Origin of the sequence: Emticicia sp. C21 (assembly GCF_003418935.1) — a bacterium.
Lineage (GTDB): Bacteria > Bacteroidota > Bacteroidia > Cytophagales > Spirosomataceae > Emticicia.
Window position 1 is genome coordinate 62072 of the sequence record NZ_QVMT01000008.1, and the last position, 16391, is coordinate 78462.

General features: G+C 38.5%; 19 protein-coding genes. 16 read left to right on the top strand and 3 right to left on the bottom strand.

Annotated features, from left to right (window positions below):
• The first annotated feature begins 61 nt into the window (after window positions 1-61).
• The 3 genes from D0T08_RS18030 (at window position 62) to D0T08_RS18040 (ending at window position 2300) form a co-directional block, all read left to right on the top strand.
• Window positions 62-613 (top strand): RNA polymerase sigma factor, encoded by a 552-nt coding sequence (locus tag D0T08_RS18030; protein ID WP_229238990.1) that lies wholly within the window; start codon window positions 62-64, stop codon window positions 611-613.
• Complete coding sequence (locus D0T08_RS18035; protein WP_116984077.1) at window positions 614-1807, top strand: hypothetical protein; 1194 nt, start codon at window positions 614-616, stop codon at window positions 1805-1807.
• A 178-nt stretch (window positions 1808-1985) separates the two neighbouring features.
• Complete coding sequence (locus tag D0T08_RS18040; protein ID WP_116984078.1) at window positions 1986-2300, top strand: LytTR family DNA-binding domain-containing protein; 315 nt, start codon at window positions 1986-1988, stop codon at window positions 2298-2300.
• 219 nt (window positions 2301-2519) lie between these two features.
• Here D0T08_RS18040 and D0T08_RS18045 read toward each other — a convergent pair whose 3' ends face one another.
• Complete coding sequence (locus D0T08_RS18045) at window positions 2520-3419, bottom strand: alpha/beta fold hydrolase (RefSeq protein ID WP_116984079.1); 900 nt, start codon at window positions 3417-3419, stop codon at window positions 2520-2522.
• Between the two features lie 238 nt (window positions 3420-3657).
• Between D0T08_RS18045 and D0T08_RS18050 the strand changes: the two genes are divergently transcribed.
• Window positions 3658-4893, top strand: a complete 1236-nt coding sequence (locus tag D0T08_RS18050; RefSeq protein WP_116984080.1) for an alpha/beta hydrolase-fold protein — start codon at window positions 3658-3660, stop codon at window positions 4891-4893.
• A 198-nt stretch (window positions 4894-5091) separates the two neighbouring features.
• Here the strand turns inward: D0T08_RS18050 and D0T08_RS27450 are convergent, their stop codons facing one another.
• Complete coding sequence (locus tag D0T08_RS27450) at window positions 5092-5277, bottom strand: hypothetical protein (protein WP_147322803.1); 186 nt, start codon at window positions 5275-5277, stop codon at window positions 5092-5094.
• Between the two features lie 14 nt (window positions 5278-5291).
• On the opposite strand from D0T08_RS27450, the gene D0T08_RS18060 reads away from it, so the two are divergent.
• From D0T08_RS18060 to D0T08_RS18085, 6 genes are all read left to right on the top strand, one after another.
• A complete protein-coding gene (locus tag D0T08_RS18060) occupies window positions 5292-6281 on the top strand; it encodes a C1q-like domain-containing protein (RefSeq protein WP_116984081.1) in 990 nt (329 codons plus the stop codon).
• Window positions 6282-6409: 128 nt separating this feature from the next.
• Window positions 6410-6670 (top strand): GlsB/YeaQ/YmgE family stress response membrane protein, encoded by a 261-nt coding sequence (locus D0T08_RS18065; RefSeq protein ID WP_116984082.1) that lies wholly within the window; start codon window positions 6410-6412, stop codon window positions 6668-6670.
• A gap of 327 nt (window positions 6671-6997) precedes the next feature.
• Window positions 6998-7429, top strand: coding sequence for a darcynin family protein (locus D0T08_RS18070; protein WP_116984083.1), 432 nt, complete (start codon window positions 6998-7000; stop codon window positions 7427-7429).
• A 165-nt stretch (window positions 7430-7594) separates the two neighbouring features.
• A complete protein-coding gene (locus tag D0T08_RS18075; protein WP_116984084.1) occupies window positions 7595-8050 on the top strand; it encodes a carboxymuconolactone decarboxylase family protein in 456 nt (151 codons plus the stop codon).
• Between the two features lie 9 nt (window positions 8051-8059).
• Window positions 8060-8413, top strand: a complete 354-nt coding sequence (locus D0T08_RS18080; RefSeq protein ID WP_116984085.1) for a YciI family protein — start codon at window positions 8060-8062, stop codon at window positions 8411-8413.
• A gap of 175 nt (window positions 8414-8588) precedes the next feature.
• On the top strand, window positions 8589-9821 hold the full coding sequence (locus D0T08_RS18085) for an RNA polymerase sigma factor (RefSeq protein ID WP_116984086.1): 1233 nt from the start codon (window positions 8589-8591) through the stop codon (window positions 9819-9821).
• Here the strand turns inward: D0T08_RS18085 and D0T08_RS18090 are convergent.
• Window positions 9811-10974 carry an acyltransferase gene (locus D0T08_RS18090; RefSeq protein WP_116984087.1) on the bottom strand — a complete coding sequence of 388 codons (1164 nt, stop codon included), beginning with the start codon at window positions 10972-10974 and terminating at the stop codon, window positions 9811-9813. The genes D0T08_RS18085 and D0T08_RS18090 overlap by 11 nt on opposite strands.
• Before the next feature lie 209 nt (window positions 10975-11183).
• Here D0T08_RS18090 and D0T08_RS18095 point away from each other — a divergent pair, with 209 nt between their 5' ends.
• Genes D0T08_RS18095 through D0T08_RS18120 form a run of 6 tightly spaced genes read left to right on the top strand, consistent with a single transcriptional unit; the run spans window position 11184 to window position 16369 of the window.
• Window positions 11184-11594 carry a response regulator gene (locus D0T08_RS18095; RefSeq protein ID WP_116984088.1) on the top strand — a complete coding sequence of 137 codons (411 nt, stop codon included), beginning with the start codon at window positions 11184-11186 and terminating at the stop codon, window positions 11592-11594.
• Window positions 11595-11619: 25 nt separating this feature from the next.
• Entirely contained in the window at window positions 11620-12480 is an 861-nt protein-coding gene (locus D0T08_RS18100; protein ID WP_116984089.1) for an STAS domain-containing protein, read from the top strand.
• Between the two features lie 29 nt (window positions 12481-12509).
• Window positions 12510-12908, top strand: coding sequence for an STAS domain-containing protein (locus D0T08_RS18105; RefSeq protein ID WP_116984090.1), 399 nt, complete (start codon window positions 12510-12512; stop codon window positions 12906-12908).
• Window positions 12889-13302: an anti-sigma regulatory factor gene (locus D0T08_RS18110; protein ID WP_116984091.1), complete on the top strand. Its 414-nt coding sequence runs from the start codon at window positions 12889-12891 to the stop codon at window positions 13300-13302. Before D0T08_RS18105 ends, D0T08_RS18110 begins: the two co-directional genes overlap by 20 nt.
• Window positions 13295-14317, top strand: coding sequence for an ATP-binding protein (locus D0T08_RS18115; RefSeq protein ID WP_116984092.1), 1023 nt, complete (start codon window positions 13295-13297; stop codon window positions 14315-14317). Before D0T08_RS18110 ends, D0T08_RS18115 begins: the two co-directional genes overlap by 8 nt.
• A 9-nt stretch (window positions 14318-14326) precedes the next feature.
• Window positions 14327-16369, top strand: coding sequence for an ATP-binding protein (locus D0T08_RS18120; RefSeq protein ID WP_116984093.1), 2043 nt, complete (start codon window positions 14327-14329; stop codon window positions 16367-16369).
• Window positions 16370-16391: the final 22 nt, after the last annotated feature.

Genomic DNA, 16391 nt, shown 5'->3' on the forward strand with positions numbered 1-16391 from the left:
CCTACTTCTGCAGGTCTTTACCTCAATAAAGACCTGCTTTATTCATATACATGTGGAATGCTTGTCTGATTGTACCGCACAAGAAAAATCCTGGATTGAGGCTTGCGCCCAACACAAACCTGTTTTTCAGGAAAAGCTATTCAAACATTTCTACGGTTTTGCTATGGGTATCTGTCTGCGGTATCTGCCTGATAAGACTTTAGCGCAGGAGGCACTCAATGATTCGTTCCTGAAAATCTTCCATCAGTTACCTTATGATTATAAAAAAATCACTTCGTTCAGGGCCTGGGCCCGGCGGTTAATTATTCATACAGCCATTGATTATTTCAGGAAAGAAAAAAAACATTTTTATCACAGCGATCACGATATTGAAGAGACTTCACTACAGGAAAACTTTTTTGACCGCGAATCAGCCGAAGAGATTATCAGACTATTGAATCAGCTGCCACCCTTGTGGAAAGTAGTTTTTAATTTATATGAGGTAGAGGGGTATAGTCATGAAGAAATCGGGCAAATGATGCAGATTCCGGCTTCTTCATCCCGAACGTATCTGACAAGAGCCAAACAACAATTAAGGGTATTGATTAACACTCATAACCGAACAATGCAGTAAATGGAACCAATTGATAAACAAACAATCGACAAGCTGAGGGCGTATGAAACTTCTTATCAGGAGGGAGCATGGGAGGACTTTGAGCAATTCAGGAAGAAAAAGAAGAAAAGACCGCTGATTATCTTCTGGCGCATGGCCGCAGGGATAATCCTGAGCCTTGTTATTGGATGGGGAGTGTATAAAATTAATCAATCAGATAAGGAGTCAGTTAGTATTAAACATCAATCCAAACCTACTAATCAAGCAGATAATAAACAGTCAAAAAATCGAAGTAATACAATAACCAAAGAGCTAGTAGCTATCAGTAAAAATCCAACTGAATCCCGAAACCAGATTATTAAACAAAATATAAATCTGCCAGCTATAAAAGAAAATACATTATCTAATCACAAAGAGGAAAATTCAAGCCGGATAGCCTCAATAGCAGAAAAGGATTTTCAGCCTGACTTGCTACAACCACACACTTTTAATGGCGTTTTAGTAAGACCTAAGACACATTTCATTCCTCCCTATCCAATTCATGAGGAGGATGCAGACGAAAAGAAAACACATCCATTGAGCTATAGTATAGCCCTTGCCGGGTTATCTAATCAGGCAGCCAATACAGTGCCCCAACAGAATTTCGGAGTGCGCGGTACAACCGAAATATCGTTAAACAAAAGAACCGAATTGAGCACCGGAATTTATGTCGGTCGCGAAAACCTTAATTTATTAAATACAACTGTATTGATGTCGGGTCCGGTGGGTATACCTCAGTTAAATCAGGTTAATTATCGCTGGCTCAATGTAGAGGTGCCTTTGAATGTAAGATATAAGGTATGGCAAAAAGGCTCATTGGCTATCAGTACACAGGCGGGGATATCCATGATGGGAGCCTTTAACCAGACCTCACAACTCTTCTACGAAAACCGCCGGACGGTCGTGTTGGTATCAGTGGGTGAAAATGGTCAGGTGCAGGAAGTGAGCACCACATATATAGACAAAGAAGTAAGAAACAGTATCAGCAATGCCCAGAGAATTAGTTTAGGCACTGCGATTAATTTCTCTTTAGGTGTACACTATCCATTAGGCAAAAATCAATTGTCGGTTGAGCCTTTCTTCAAATATCCACTAGGTGTTTTTACAGCCGAGAAATTACATTATAGTAGTGTAGGCGTCCAATTACGGTGGAGTATATCTCCTAAAAAAAAATAAGATAGTATCTGAATTAATCTATTTTCATGTTTTTCACTTGTCCCTTTTTCATACTCCTTTCTCCATTTCTTACATAAAAGTTCAAAATGAGTAAAAGAAAGTCGAAAATGAGATAACATCTGCTTTAGCTCCTACCATAGCTTTGTGGCATCAATCATCTATTGAGTCTGCCACGAAAATGAACAACGAATTGCTAATTACTATTGACAAAGGCACAATTGTCAGGTCGAGCAAAATACTAATGCTCAAAGCCGACATTAATTATACACATATACTGCTAGAAGATGGTAGCACGATACTCTCTTCCCGGACACTAGGCATATTCGAAAAACGATTATATAGCTATTCGTTTTTCAGGCCTAACCGCTCTGTTATTATTAATCTCAATTATATGGCAAGTTTTCAGAAAGAATCTTTTACGATAAAGATGGAGAACGATGAACTCATCAGTATCTCAAGAAGACGCGCCAAGCAGTTTTTGAAAAGAATTTAATAAGGCTTCGTCAAAGACCTTTCGTGGTAGAAAGAAAGGAAGTGCCAGAGAGTGAGCTCATTATTTGGGCTCCTCTCATTCCTGAAACTATTTGCCCGAAAAACTATTTTCAACGTCTATAGTCAGGATTATATATATCTCCTATAGTAGGGTTTGGTACTATTGAGTGAACAAAAAAGCAGAGAGGTATCGGATGATTATTTCAGATACCTCTTTTTCTTATAAACTTTCCAAAAGTAATCTGATGTTTGAAATAACTGCCTTCGCATCATCCCGATGAATATAATGACCACTATTTGAGAGATAGATCAATGCTCCACCCTTGCTTGATGAATGAATCAATTGTATCCATCGCCCTATATTCTTGGAGTTTTTTACGTGGAAGAATCGCTCATGGTCATAATCCTTACTTCGGTTAGCCAGAGGGACTTCAAATTTACCACCTACAAAAAAGTAGATAGGCACGTTGGGCAAGGGCAAAGTTTTTACCTCAGCAAAATCAGTACGTCTTAACCTACCTAATTCCTGCCGCTCGCTCCAGGGGCCATAGTTCAAAGAATCGTTACGACTAGCGGGCTTAGCTGGTTGATATAACCTGTCATACATCATCTCGTCGATACGTTTTTCAGGCACATTGATTTCTCTGAAAATCTGATTCCAGTCGTCTTTACTTTCTGTGAAATCTGCCGGGTCAACAAATACAAGACCTGCTATGTCATTCGGATAAGTTCCTGCAAAACCTCTGGCATATAAACCTCCCATTGAATGACCTACTACTACATACGGTGGTGGAATATTCAGAGTGGTTAATATCGCTTTCAGGTTCTCGGCAGTTTGTTTAGCTGTGGGCATCTGGTAAATCTTATCTGATTTCTCTACCCCTGCTCTATTATAAGCAAATATGGGAGCTACTTTGGCTAATTCGTCGATTACGGTACTCCAGCTACCTATACCTACGCCCATGCCATTTTCAAAAACTAGTACAGGTGCGTTAGGTTTTCTGTTTTCAAGACCTTTGGTGTAGACCGCAAAATTTTTATCTTTTACTTTTACCAGACGTTCCTGTGCATACGAACTAAATAAGAACAGAGATAAAAAGAAGGTGATTAGCTTTTTCATCGTTAAGTTGAGTTGATAGATAATAGTTTATATTCAGCAAGTTATTAAAATATCAGGTAAATCTTGTTTGAAGAATCGTTTTTAAATCAAATAATCTTCCTACACTAACTATGAGTCATTAAATGGCATTTTATCCTTATTTTCTATTTAATTGTGTTTTTAACAAAACAATACTCTTTTTTCATAAATTTACGATTAGCTCCTTTCTAACTCAATTGCTTAAACTCATTTACCTATTATGAAAAAGTTTCTACTCCTGTTCTTATCTATTAGCTTCTTCTCACACTGTAGCTATGCCCAGACTGATGATAATATTGTATTGGGTAAAAATGATAAAGTCTACTCAAAGATATTGAATGAAGACCGACGGGTTATGGTCTACGTGCCTAATGACGGAATGGATATTTACGCTAAGAAAAAGTATCCGGTAGTATATTTATTGGATGGCGATGCGCATTTTTATTCGGTAGTGGGTATGATTCAGCAATTAAGCAGTGTCAATGGTAATACTATTTGTCCGGAAATGATTGTGGTTGGTATATCGAACACCAACCGTACAAGAGACCTGACTCCTACTCACGTGGATGTCGACCTACCTTATATGGATAGTACTTCCACAAAAACCTCAGGCGGCGGTGAAAAATTTATAGCGTTCATCGAAAAAGAATTGATGCCACATATTGATTCAGTATACCCTACTCAACCCTACAAAATGTTGATTGGGCACTCATTCGGTGGTTTGACGGTAATGAATGCGTTGATTAATCATACCCATTTATTCAATGCCTATGTAGCCATAGACCCAAGTATGTGGTGGGACAAGATGCGTTTTTTAAAGACTACCAAGAAAGCCTTGACAGATAAGAAATATGCCGGAGTCTACCTATACTTAGGTATAGCTAATACGATGTCAGATGGTATGACTGTTGCCAGACTGTCGAAGGATACTGATCCTGATAATAACCATATCCGTTCTATTTTTGAATTAGATAATCACCTGAAAGCAACCAAGCAGAATCAGTTAAAATATAAGAGCAAGTATTATAGCACTGACGATCATAGTTCTGTGCCCTTGATTACTGAATATGATGCCTTGCATTTTATTTTCAGCTATTATCCGATGAAACTTACCTCGAAAGATTACAATGATAGCACTGCTGCTTTGGTAAGTAAATATCAGAAACATTATGCGCTTGTTTCTAAAGAACTAGGTTATCAGATAAAACCGGATGAAAGTGTGATAAACAGTATGGGTTATCAGGCACTAGGTCAAAAGCAGTATAAAAAGGCTGAAGGTTTTTTCAAAATGAATGTGGCTAATTATCCTGAAAGTTTTAATGTGTATGATTCTTATGGCGATTATTTCTTAGCTAAAAAAGATACTACCAGTGCCATTGCGCAATTCAGGAAGACGCTGGCTATTAAAGAAAATGCTGAGACAAGGAAGAAACTGGAGGGATTGACGGGGAAGTAGGTTTTCTAATACTACATCAGAGAGCAAAAGGCAAGGAGTTTGGGAAGACTTGCTGAAACAACAGTATCTGCAATTGAAATATTAAACAAATCCCGTATAATTATAGTTTAGTAAATAGCCTAAAAAACAGATTCCTGATTTTAATGCTCCAGTGTATTATGTAGTAATTATTATGTGAGAACAGGTAATACGATTGTTTTAATGCCCGAAGAGGATTACTTTAAACTTTATAGCAACGCCTCCGAGAGCCCTAATATCTGGTAGCATCATTTGCCGAAGCAATATCTTTACCTCGTAGAGAAAATGAAATACTCGTTCTGTATCTATCAAATATGGCATATTCCCGTAATTGATACCTTTTTTATTGGTAAGTAATTTTGTCATAAAAATATATAGCTATGCATATAAAACTATTTGTTATCTGTACACTTATATCTGTACAATTAAGTGGGCAGTCGGTTACTATTTTGCCTATGTCGACTCCCAATACAAATGCCTTAGGAATTAAAAAAGTGGGTATTGGTTTAGATCATCGCGGCACTGATGGTATAATCGGATTAGGCACTTATATAGGTGTTACGGAGGGTTATGTTCAAACTCATACTAATCACCCGCTTGCATTTGCAACCAATAATGGGGGTGTACAAATGATTCTAAAGACTAATGGCTATGTTGGTATCGGAACAGATAATCCGCAGTATTTACTGGATTTAACACAAAGAGCCAGAATCAGGACCAGTGGACAAACAGCCGGAATATGGTTTAGTAAATCTAATAACAATGTAAATGAAGGAGCATTTTTTGGTAATTTGAACGATGCCCAAACCGGTATTTATATTGGCAATAACTGGCGCTTTAGTGTAAGCGATGCAGGAGTCGTAAATGTACCAAATCTGGCAGGTGCGGGAACCCGTAATGTGGGTGCTGATGCGAATGGGAATCTAGTGGCTTTGGCTGCTCCGAGTGCCAGTACTGTTGGTTTTTCTGTTGGTGCCTCTGCGACTATTACTATACCGGGAAATAATGCGCTGACTTACCTCGCTGGCAATGAAATAGAATACAATATCGGCAATGCCTGGAGTATCAATCCAAGCCAGTTTACAGCCCCTACCAATGGGTTATATCATTTTACTGTAAAATTATCGTGGGGCGGGCACCCAAGTGGGCAAAGGGCTTTCTATATTCTCAAAAATTATACAGATTTCATCAAAGGCAGAATAGATTTTCCGAGAAACAATCTGACATTCAAGCAATATTTTACGACTACTATTTATCTGAATGCCAATGATAAGATTCAGTTAGTGGTTCGTCAGAATTCAGGATATGATATTGGTCTGAGTGGTGAATTATTTGATACTACGATTTTTAGTGGGTTTAAGATAAATTAGTATGAAGGGATTGATTAATGTGCATTTTTGAAGATATTCTATAAATATTCTCTGAAAATTGAAATTTGTGGTAAATTTTGAGTCTCAATGTTATCAGTCCCATTTTATTACCATAAACCCATCAGAAAATGAGCCTTATTGTTACTATTCTTGTTGGCGCCATAGCCGGCTGGCTGGCTGACCTTGCTTTTAAAAGTTTCAGTTTATCTCTTTTGTATCAGATTCTTCTGGGTATAGCCGGGGCTCTTGTAGGCCATTGGTTACTGGAAGGCGAGCTGAATACGATGCTAGGTTTGCCAAGTATTCTGAGCCGTATTATAGAAGCCTTTATTGGTGCATCGGTCATTTTGTTGCTGGTGCTGCTTTACAGGAGGTATTCTAAGAAATGATATTTACTACTGAGAAGATGGTTTCTGAAAAGTTTTCATAGCCAAATAGTATTCCAAATATACCCCATCCCAACGGCAGCGGCCGACCGTCCTTCCCCAACAGTGGAGAAGGGCTTAAAATCTCTGGAAATTGGTCAAGCCTTGCCAGATAACATTTTTCTCAATTTTTTCTTGAGACATCCTAATTTTAGATTACACTTTTCATACCTCCCCACTCACTTATATTTTTTATTCACTAGTACTCTTCAAGGTTGGTATTTATTAACCTATGTTAATGCTATTCGGTCTGCCTCTTTTCAATTTTGTGTCATTAACAATCATTAAATAATGACCAAAATTATCTTCACATTTTTCATCGTTTTGCTTCTTGTTATAGGCAAGGCACAATCTCGTATAGACATGATGGAAACCAAAAAACCGTATACCATTCTGGTATTAATGAATGCTACGCCTCAATGGCTTTCGCTTACAAGAAACCAAAGGAGCCAGTTTTTTGAAAAGCAGGTAATGCCGATTTTTCAGAAAGTGGGTCAAGCAGTAGAAGTCAAATTGTTTGATAGCGAATACTTTCATGCAAAGGTTTCTGACTTTATGATTATCAGTACTGAAAACCTGAATCAGTATAAATTGCTGATTGAATTGCTAAGGGATAGCAAGATTTATGGTGTACCTTATTTTGAGATAGTTGATATTATAGTGGGGCAGGAGAATTTGTTTGCCGATTTTAATGAAGTGTTGAGGAAGGAGAAAAATGATTAAATCTATGATAATATCGTTAATAAATGATTTGTCAATACAGGGGTTCAAAATTTTGAACCCCTACCGAAATGCGTTTTTATATTTTTCAAAAATTTTTCTCCCCTATTTGTCCAAATCCAAAAACCCGGTTGTCATTAGGCTTTAACACATAAAACTTAAAGAATAATGGAGCCTAGAATCAACATTCAACAACAACAGGGTATGAGCGCCTTATATGGCTTTGGTAAACATTTATCAAAATCAAGTATCGAAAAACCTTTATTACATCTGATTTATTATCGTGTATCACAAATCAACGGCTGTGCTTTTTGTCTGGATATGCACTCGAAGGATTTACTGGCAGGTGGTGAAAGTGTGCAACGCTTGCTTGTAATGGACGCGTGGAGGGAAGCCCCATTTTATAGCGACAGGGAGCGTGCGGCTTTGGTTTATGCTGAGGCACTCACGGTGATTAAAAGTAGTTTAGTGCCTGATGAAGTGTATGAACAGGCAGCGGCGCAATTTTCGGAAACTGAATTGATGGATTTAACCATTGCGGTGATAGCAATTAATAGCTACAATCGTATTAATATTGCATTTGGTGCGCATGTAGGTACTTATCAGGTCGGACAATTTAATTAATCTATCGCTATGGACGAATTCTTATTGATATTCAGAAGAGATACGGAAACGAAGGAGAATCAGCCTTCTCCTGCTGATATGCAGGCATCTATCAAGCCCTGGCAGGATTGGATTGGTGGTATTGCGGCCCAGAATAAACTGGCGAGCTCAGGCAATAGGTTGCACCCTGAGGGTAAAGTGGTAAGACCCAATAATGTGGTGATTAATGGGCCTTATGCCGAAATCAAAGAAGCTATAGGTGGGTTTATTATTGTTCGCGCGGCTGATTTTGATGAAGCTGTGGAGATGGCGAAGGGGTGCCCGGGACTTAAAGCACCGTGGCATGTGAATGTGGAGGTAAAGCGGGTGATTAGTAATGCTTAGCAGGATTTCGCCGCACAACCAAGTTCTCTCGGCTTCCGTTAACGTTTTGGCTAAAGCCAGTTAAGATGATTGCTTTCTTGTTACCCCCATTTAAAAATGGGGGCTATTGATTCGGGCAGCTACTTGGCAAAATTTCTGCCAAATATTTTTTGACTTGAAAACTCTCTTCATCACCATGAAAGAAAAAGAACTACTCCCACACTTATTCAGGACGGAGTATCGGAAGATTGTTGCTGTGCTTTGTTATTTATTTGGCATTGAGCATATTGAGACTGCTGAAGATATTGTAAGTGATACTTTTCTATCTGCCACCGAACTATGGAGCCAGAAAGGTATACCTGATAATCCTACCGGATGGCTATATACGGTAGCTAAAAACAAAACCAAAAATCACCTCAAGCATCATTCTATTTTTACCCAAAAACTGGCAGTCGAATTGAAATATGGTGCGGCAGATTCGGAAGAAATTGAGATTGACTTATCGAGCAAAAGCATTAATGATAGTCAGTTGGCGATGATTTTTACGGTTTGTAATCCTTGTATATCCATTGAATCGCAGATTGCGCTGGCTTTGAATCTACTTTGTGGTTTTGGGATTCAGGAAATTGCAGATGCTTTTCTGACTAGTAAAGAGGTGATTTATAAACGCCTTAACCGGGCTAAAGAAAAGCTGAAAGCTGAAAAGATAAAGATTGAACAACCTACTGCTACAGAAATAGATGAGCGACTGGATACAGTACTGACAACGCTTTATCTGCTATTCAGTGAGGGGTATTATTCTACTTCACAGAATACGGTATTGCGCAAAGACCTTTGTGCCGAAGCCATGAGGCTTGTCTATTTACTGATTGAAAATATTGATACCAACCAACCTGTTGTTAATGCGTTGCTCTCGCTCATGTGTTTTCATGCCTCACGCTTTGAGGCGAGACTGAACGACAAAGGGGAGGTGATTCTGTATGAAGACCAGGACACTAATCTCTGGAATCAGGAATTGATTAGTAAGGGTGAATATTTTCTGGAACAGGCTTCAAAAGGTAATTATCTGTCTAAATACCATTTAGAAGCGGGCATAGCTTACTGGCATACACAAAAAGAAGATACCATCCAGAAATGGGATGGTATTCTGCAATTGTATAATCGTTTGTTACAAATAGAGTACTCCCCTATTGCGGCACTCAACAGAACTTATGCTCTTGCTAAAGCCAATGGCAAAGAAGAGGCTATTATTGAGGCAGAAAAACTGGCCCTGACAGACAATCATTTCTACTATTCTCTATTAGGTAATCTTTATACTGGTATTGATGATATTAAAGCCATACAACACTTCCAGACAGCACTAAAACTGGCTCAATCAAAGACAGATAAAGCTACTATCCAGCGGAATATTGAGAAAATTATGCTTTAGGCTGTAATTCTTTCAGATATTCTCTTTTCAATACTTTGTTTCTTAACTTTAGAAACGGTTTTTCGACTGCTCTGTTTAATAGCCATGCGCCTAAGACTGAGGTAAGGGTACATAAGATGAACATTAAGACACTTTCTTTAGCTATACCCAATTTTGATAGTTCTTCCTGTGAAACGTGTATGATAATTTTATGCGTGAGATAAAGGGCGTAGGATAAAGAGGCGATGTGGAAAGTGATTTTTGAGGGGATACGATACAAAAATACTTTCGGGCTGATGGCTGCTATGACGATTAAGCCATAGCCCAAGCTAATAATCGGAAAACCGAAAATTGATGCACTGAATGAAGTTTGTTTTTCACATATAAAATAGGCTCCTACCAACACGGCTATTCCTGCCACTAACAGATAATTACCATACTGCTGTAATTGTTGCCTGATGCTGGGTTTGAACTGAAAAATGGCAGCTATCGACACGCCTACCAGTAAGCCGTCTAACCGGCTATATATGGGATAATAAATCCATTTGTACCAGATTACCCAGAAATTATCGGTATCCTTAAAAGGCTCGACAAAATTGGTATACATATAGAGCCTCATACAAAAACCTGCTATAAAGAAGCCTATTAATAAAACGGCTGCTTTGTTGAAAATCTTTAAATTGATTAATGCCATTAAAATAAGAGGCAGGAACAGATAGAACTGTTCTTCGATACAAAGTGACCATGCGTGGGAGAATGTACCCTGGGTGCGGAGGTCAAGACCCAGATTCTGGGTGAAGGTCAGGTATTTCCAGAGTGGTGCCAGGGCTTCTCTTTCTCTGAGGTAGGGAAACAAAAAATACAAGGCCAGTACTGTGAGATAGGCAGGGATGATCCGGAAGAAGCGTTTCAGAAAAAACTCTTTGAACCATACAGGCTGCTGCTGGTCGATTTTTGCGAAGAGCTGTGATGAAATAAGATAGCCGCTCAGGACAAAGAAAAGGTCGACGCCTGTCCAGCCGAATTTGCCGATGGTATAGAGCCATTCGGGGGCTGGAAACATGATGCTGTAGTGGTAGAGGAAAACGTAAAAGATGGCAAATGCACGCAGGTGGTCAAGCCCGATGAGCTTGTGGTTGTGCGGGAGTTTCTGAACTCCTAGGGTACGAGTCATACGATTTTTGGGTATTAAGCGGTGAGTATCAGGAAAGCTAATTTTTGCTTCAATTTAGCTATAAAACAGCTATAAGTATAGGGTAAAGCGTTTTTAATTTAAATAAACTGCCCTGCTCATTGGGTTTTGATTAGAAATGAGAATGATATAGTAAATAAATATTTTATTGTTAAAACAAATGCTATATTTGCTTCTTAACTATACTTCTTATGCCTAACCCGTTAATTTGTTTATTAATAGACGATGATCAGGATGATCAGGAAATCTTTTCGTTGGCTATAGAAGACTCAGGCCTTGATATGCAGTGTGTGATAAGTAATAATGCCAGTGAAGCTTTGCAAAGGCTGATAAAAGATGACACCTTTTTACCGAATTATATCTTTCTCGATTTAAATATGCCGCGCATTAATGGCGTACAGTTACTAACCGAAATAAAGAAAATTTCCCGCCTTAAACACATTCCTGTTATTATTTACTCTACCTCTTCACACCCTAAAGATAAGGAGGCAACCCAGAAACTGGGGGCGTCTGCTTTTATTACCAAGCCATCGGGCATCAAAGAACTTTCCCTATTATTAAAAGAATTTTTTCAGACTCATTATCAACCCGCTTACGAATAAGCAATAAAACAAGGACAATCAGACTATGAAAAATGAAGCCGTAAAGGTAATAAAGGCCAAAAAAAAATATATTCTCGAACAATGGTTTCAGAACCAGTTAGAAAACGATGGCTTACGTGAAGATTTAATTACGAATGAAGACCAGCGTATACAATCAGAAGAATTACTGAACTCGCTTACGGCCAGTATCAGTGATAATAACTTTGACAATTTCCAGTCGAGAGATTTTGAGAAAGTTGAAGAAATACTATCGGGTATTGCCATTGCCAGGGCCAGACGTGGTTTTTCGCCGCGTGAAACTGGTGCTTATGTATTCAGTTTAAAAACGGCTTTATTAAAAACATTATCAGAAGAGATTAGCGACCCTAAAGTATTATATACCGAGAGTATGCGTATCAATAGTCTTCTGGATAATTTCAGTATTATTACCTTTGAGACTTTCATCAAAGGCCGTGAGGATGTGATTTTACGCCAGACGGATGAAATCACTGAAATTTCTACACCGGTTATCAAAGTATGGGACGGTATTCTGGCTTTACCGATTATTGGTACATTAGACAGTTCACGTACGCAGGTAGTAATGGAAAATCTTTTGCAGGAAATTGTAGAAACCGGAAGTTCTATTGCTATTCTGGATATTTCGGGGGTGCCTGCCATAGATACTTTAGTAGCTCAACATCTGATTAAAACCGTTAGCGCTACGCGTTTGATGGGTGCCGAATGTATCATCAGCGGTATTCGTCCTGAAATTGCTCAGACTGTTGTACATTTAGGCATTGATTTGTCTGAAATAGTAACCAAAGCAACATTGGCGAGTGCATTAAAAATGGCTTTTGGTATGATAGAATTAGAAGTGAGAAAAAAAGCTACGCCTAAAGTTTTATAAGACACAATTGTTAGGATACATAGATTAATATGGATAGAATTCCTATTCTTAAAATGGGTGACTTTTTATTAGTCACCATTCAAGTTGATTTATACGACCAGTTGGCCGAAACGCTTGAGTCAGATTTAGTACAGATGGTCAAAAAGTACAATTCAAAAGGCGTATTGATAGATATTTCGGCTGTTTCTATTATTGACTCCTTTATGGGTCGTATTTTAGGCAATATCTCTATGATGTCGAAAATCATGGATGCAGAAACTGTTGTTGTTGGCATGCAACCTGCCGTAGCTATTACACTGGTTGAATTAGGTTTACCTCTAAAAGGTATCCATTGCGCTCTGAATGTTGAAAGAGGGATGGAATTATTACGTTCTAAAATCACTCAGGACATTCAAGAAGACGAAGAAGATGATAGTTACTCTGAGTAAAGACAGTATTAAAATAACCAGAGAGCAAGACACAATTTTTTTACGGAACCGGGTAAAGGAATGGGCCACTAAAATTGGTATGGGCTTAGTAAACCAGACCAAATTGATTACTGCTGCCAGCGAACTGGTGCGTAATATGCTGAAATATGCCGGAGGCGGCACTGTTGATATTGAAATTGTAAGCAAAGGCCGTGAAAACGGTGTAAAATTGATTTTTAGTGATAAAGGGCCGGGTATCAAGGATATTAATCTGGCCATGAGAGATGGCTATACCACAGGTAGAAGCCTGGGATTAGGACTGCCGGGAACCCGAAGACTGGTAAGTGAGTTTGAGATTCAATCGGTCGTAGATGAGGGGACGACTATCAGCATAATCAAGTGGAAGAATGGATAATAATTTTTTCTTCAATCATAAGGTTGAAGACCGTAGCTATGTCTCTTATATAAAAAGGGAAATACATGGCCTGATTGCTAAGACAGCGTTTGAGTCGATGCGGGCAGGAGAACTGGATATAGTAGTATCGGAGCTGTTGTCGAACCTTATCAAGCATGCAGGCGGTGGTGAAATTTTTTATAAATTAAGCAATAGTGAAAACAATTCTAAGGTTTTTGAGATTTATTGTATAGATAGCGGCCCCGGTAACAATAATATGGCTAAAATGATGAAAGACGGTGCGTCTTCTTCTAATACACTGGGACATGGTTTGGGCGCTATTGACCGATTGAGTAATTTTTTTCAGATTTATTCGATGGCCGGCTGGGGTACAGTTGCCTATGCAAAAATATTGATGGAAGAAGCACAGAAAAAGATAGTACAACCCAAAAATGAGATTCATATAGATACTCTGCAGGTATGCATGCCCGGTGAAGAAGTGTGTGGCGATGGGTATCAGATGAAAAAAGTGAATGATGAAACCCAGATTTTTCTGGGTGATGGTTTAGGGCATGGCCCTAATGCCCATGAAGCAGTACAGACGGCTATCATGGCGTTTAATCAGTGTACTGAAACCGAACCTACTGATATTCTGCGTTTTATACACCAGAAAGTAAAAAAGACAAGAGGTCTGGTTGGGACAATTGCCAGTTATCACCATAGCAGAAAAGAATGGAAAATATGTGGGATAGGTAATATTACTACCAGACTATACGAAGGATTGATGAGTAAAAAAGTGATGTCGCACAATGGTATTATTGGTCTCAATATTCCTGCTATTATGAACTCCCTTGTGCTATCGAATGCTGAATACCAACATATATTTATGTATTCGGATGGTATCAGAAATCACTGGGATTTGCACCAATATCCGGCCATATTAAAATTCGCCTCTCCTATTATTGCTGCTGCGATTTTTAAAGATAATGCCCGCCGAAACGATGACATGACGCTGTTAGTAGGAAAAGTAAATTAAGTGACCTCAATGGAAGAGATTATAAGAATAAATCTGGACAACGAAATGGATTTAATCATTGTTCATAAACGAACAATGAGACTCGCCGAACTGTGTGGACTTTCAATTGCTTCTCAAACTACTTTTGCCACGGCTGTATCTGAAGTAGCCCGATTAGCTATCAGCTATGGCAATAAATCTTATATTGTATTAAGTATTAATGTTCTACGCTTAACTCAGAAAGAAATAGTAGCGACGCTTTATGATAAGGTAGACTTAAAGGCTATTAATTCAGATGCTTATTCTTATGCCCGCCGTTTGCTGGGTGATATTCAGACTGACTATAAAGACTATTTTTATATAACTACTCTCAGATACAAAGTTCAGTTTGGGGGTATTATATCTAAAGCTAAAATTGAGTCATTTAAAGAATACTTTAAAAATGAGCCGTCTATATCAGCTTATGACGAAATAAGAAAAAGAAATATTCAGTTGCTGGACATGATTGATAAGGTAGCCGAGAGCGAGAATCGCTACCGGATGTTGAGCGATAACCTGCCACTGATGATGTTTGTGATTAATAACGAGGGGAAAATAACCTATACCAACCGATGGCTGAAAGAGTTTATTGAAGCGCAAGGAATGGTTCCTACTAATATATCCTGGTTTACTTTATTGCATCTGCCTGATTACAGAATGTTCTATCCTGATTGGGAAAGAGCTATTCTTAACAAAACGGTTTTTAAAGCACAAGGCCGATTAAAACAGAAGGAAAATCTGATATGGCATCTGATTTCGATAATGCCTGTAAAAAACGACAACGATCTAGTTACCAACTGGATTGGCTTTTTTGTGGATATTCATGCGCAAAAAGTGGTTGAAGAAACACTTCGTGATAATAAAGCTTTAAAAATGGTTCAGCAGGAGTTACTGGCTCATCAGAAAGAACTTGAAGTAAAAAACACCAGACTTTCGCGTCAGAATGACTTTATTGAAACCGTGCTTGATTCGTCGGTAGATTATATCATGGCTATAGACCAGGATTTAAGAATCATTACTTTTAATCATTCTTATGAGGTACTGAGCGGCAAAAAACGAGAGGAAGTATTAGGTGAGAGTATATTGGATATTTTTCCGGTTATTAAGGAAATTGGCACTTATGATATTATTAAAGATACTCTTCGGGGAATACCCGGACATAGACCGGTACATCAATCGCCTATTACGAACCGTTTCTATGAAGTTTTCTTTATTCCGCTTTCAGATGATACAGAAGAAACCTATGGGGCTGTAATTCTTGGCAGAGATATTACAGACCAGATGCAGCATGAGCAGAAACTGAAATCGATGAATGAAGAATTGTTGTTGAGGAACAATGAGCTGGAACAGTTTGCTTATATAGCCAGCCACGATTTGCAGGAGCCGTTGCGCAAGATAAAGACGTTCTCGAAGCTATTGAATGAGTCGCTGGAGATGAATGAGAAGCAGAGGGATTATTTCAACAGAATTATTAATTCGTCGAACCGGATGTCGAACCTGATTCGGGATGTACTGGATTATTCACGGTTATCAACCACTGAGGAGCAATTTGTAGAGGTTGATTTAAACGACATACTGAATACAGTAAAAGTTGATTTTGAGTTGTTGATTGAAGAAAAAGGGGCGGTTATTAATAGTGAGAAGTTGCCTGTAATACTTGGGATTCAGTTACAGTTAACACAACTACTCTTTAATTTGTTGAGCAATGCGCTGAAATTTACTAAAGAACAGCCTGTGATTACTATTACCTGCAGGAGACTCAGTTTTGATGAAGTGAATAGTGTGATAGAACTGGATGCCAACAGAATTTATTACCTGATAGAGTTTAAGGATAATGGCATTGGTTTTGAACAGCAATTTGCGCGACAAATATTCACGATTTTCCAACGGCTTAATGATAAGCATTCTTATGCTGGTACGGGTATAGGGCTGGCGCTTTGTAAAAAGATTGTGGAGAATCATTATGGGCATATAACAGCTACCAGTAATTTAGGCGAAGGAGCTACTTTTCATGTATATTTGCCTGCTTTGTAGAGAAGGGCATACTCTTACATTT

Bases quoted from the DNA above. Each gene is read 5' to 3' on its own strand.
- D0T08_RS18035 (WP_116984077.1), top strand. From the start codon at position 614: ATGGAACCAATTGATAAACAAACAATCGACAAGCTGAGGGCGTATGAA.
- D0T08_RS18040 (WP_116984078.1), top strand. From the start codon at position 1,986: ATGAACAACGAATTGCTAATTACTATTGACAAAGGCACAATTGTCAGG.
- D0T08_RS18045 (WP_116984079.1), bottom strand. From the start codon at position 3,419: ATGAAAAAGCTAATCACCTTCTTTTTATCTCTGTTCTTATTTAGTTCG.
- D0T08_RS18050 (WP_116984080.1), top strand. From the start codon at position 3,658: ATGAAAAAGTTTCTACTCCTGTTCTTATCTATTAGCTTCTTCTCACAC.
- D0T08_RS27450 (WP_147322803.1), bottom strand. From the start codon at position 5,277: ATGACAAAATTACTTACCAATAAAAAAGGTATCAATTACGGGAATATG.
- D0T08_RS18060 (WP_116984081.1), top strand. From the start codon at position 5,292: ATGCATATAAAACTATTTGTTATCTGTACACTTATATCTGTACAATTA.
- D0T08_RS18065 (WP_116984082.1), top strand. From the start codon at position 6,410: ATGAGCCTTATTGTTACTATTCTTGTTGGCGCCATAGCCGGCTGGCTG.
- D0T08_RS18070 (WP_116984083.1), top strand. From the start codon at position 6,998: ATGACCAAAATTATCTTCACATTTTTCATCGTTTTGCTTCTTGTTATA.
- D0T08_RS18075 (WP_116984084.1), top strand. From the start codon at position 7,595: ATGGAGCCTAGAATCAACATTCAACAACAACAGGGTATGAGCGCCTTA.
- D0T08_RS18080 (WP_116984085.1), top strand. From the start codon at position 8,060: ATGGACGAATTCTTATTGATATTCAGAAGAGATACGGAAACGAAGGAG.
- D0T08_RS18085 (WP_116984086.1), top strand. From the start codon at position 8,589: ATGAAAGAAAAAGAACTACTCCCACACTTATTCAGGACGGAGTATCGG.
- D0T08_RS18090 (WP_116984087.1), bottom strand. From the start codon at position 10,974: ATGACTCGTACCCTAGGAGTTCAGAAACTCCCGCACAACCACAAGCTC.
- D0T08_RS18095 (WP_116984088.1), top strand. From the start codon at position 11,184: ATGCCTAACCCGTTAATTTGTTTATTAATAGACGATGATCAGGATGAT.
- D0T08_RS18100 (WP_116984089.1), top strand. From the start codon at position 11,620: ATGAAAAATGAAGCCGTAAAGGTAATAAAGGCCAAAAAAAAATATATT.
- D0T08_RS18105 (WP_116984090.1), top strand. From the start codon at position 12,510: ATGGATAGAATTCCTATTCTTAAAATGGGTGACTTTTTATTAGTCACC.
- D0T08_RS18110 (WP_116984091.1), top strand. From the start codon at position 12,889: ATGATAGTTACTCTGAGTAAAGACAGTATTAAAATAACCAGAGAGCAA.
- D0T08_RS18115 (WP_116984092.1), top strand. From the start codon at position 13,295: ATGGATAATAATTTTTTCTTCAATCATAAGGTTGAAGACCGTAGCTAT.
- D0T08_RS18120 (WP_116984093.1), top strand. From the start codon at position 14,327: ATGGAAGAGATTATAAGAATAAATCTGGACAACGAAATGGATTTAATC.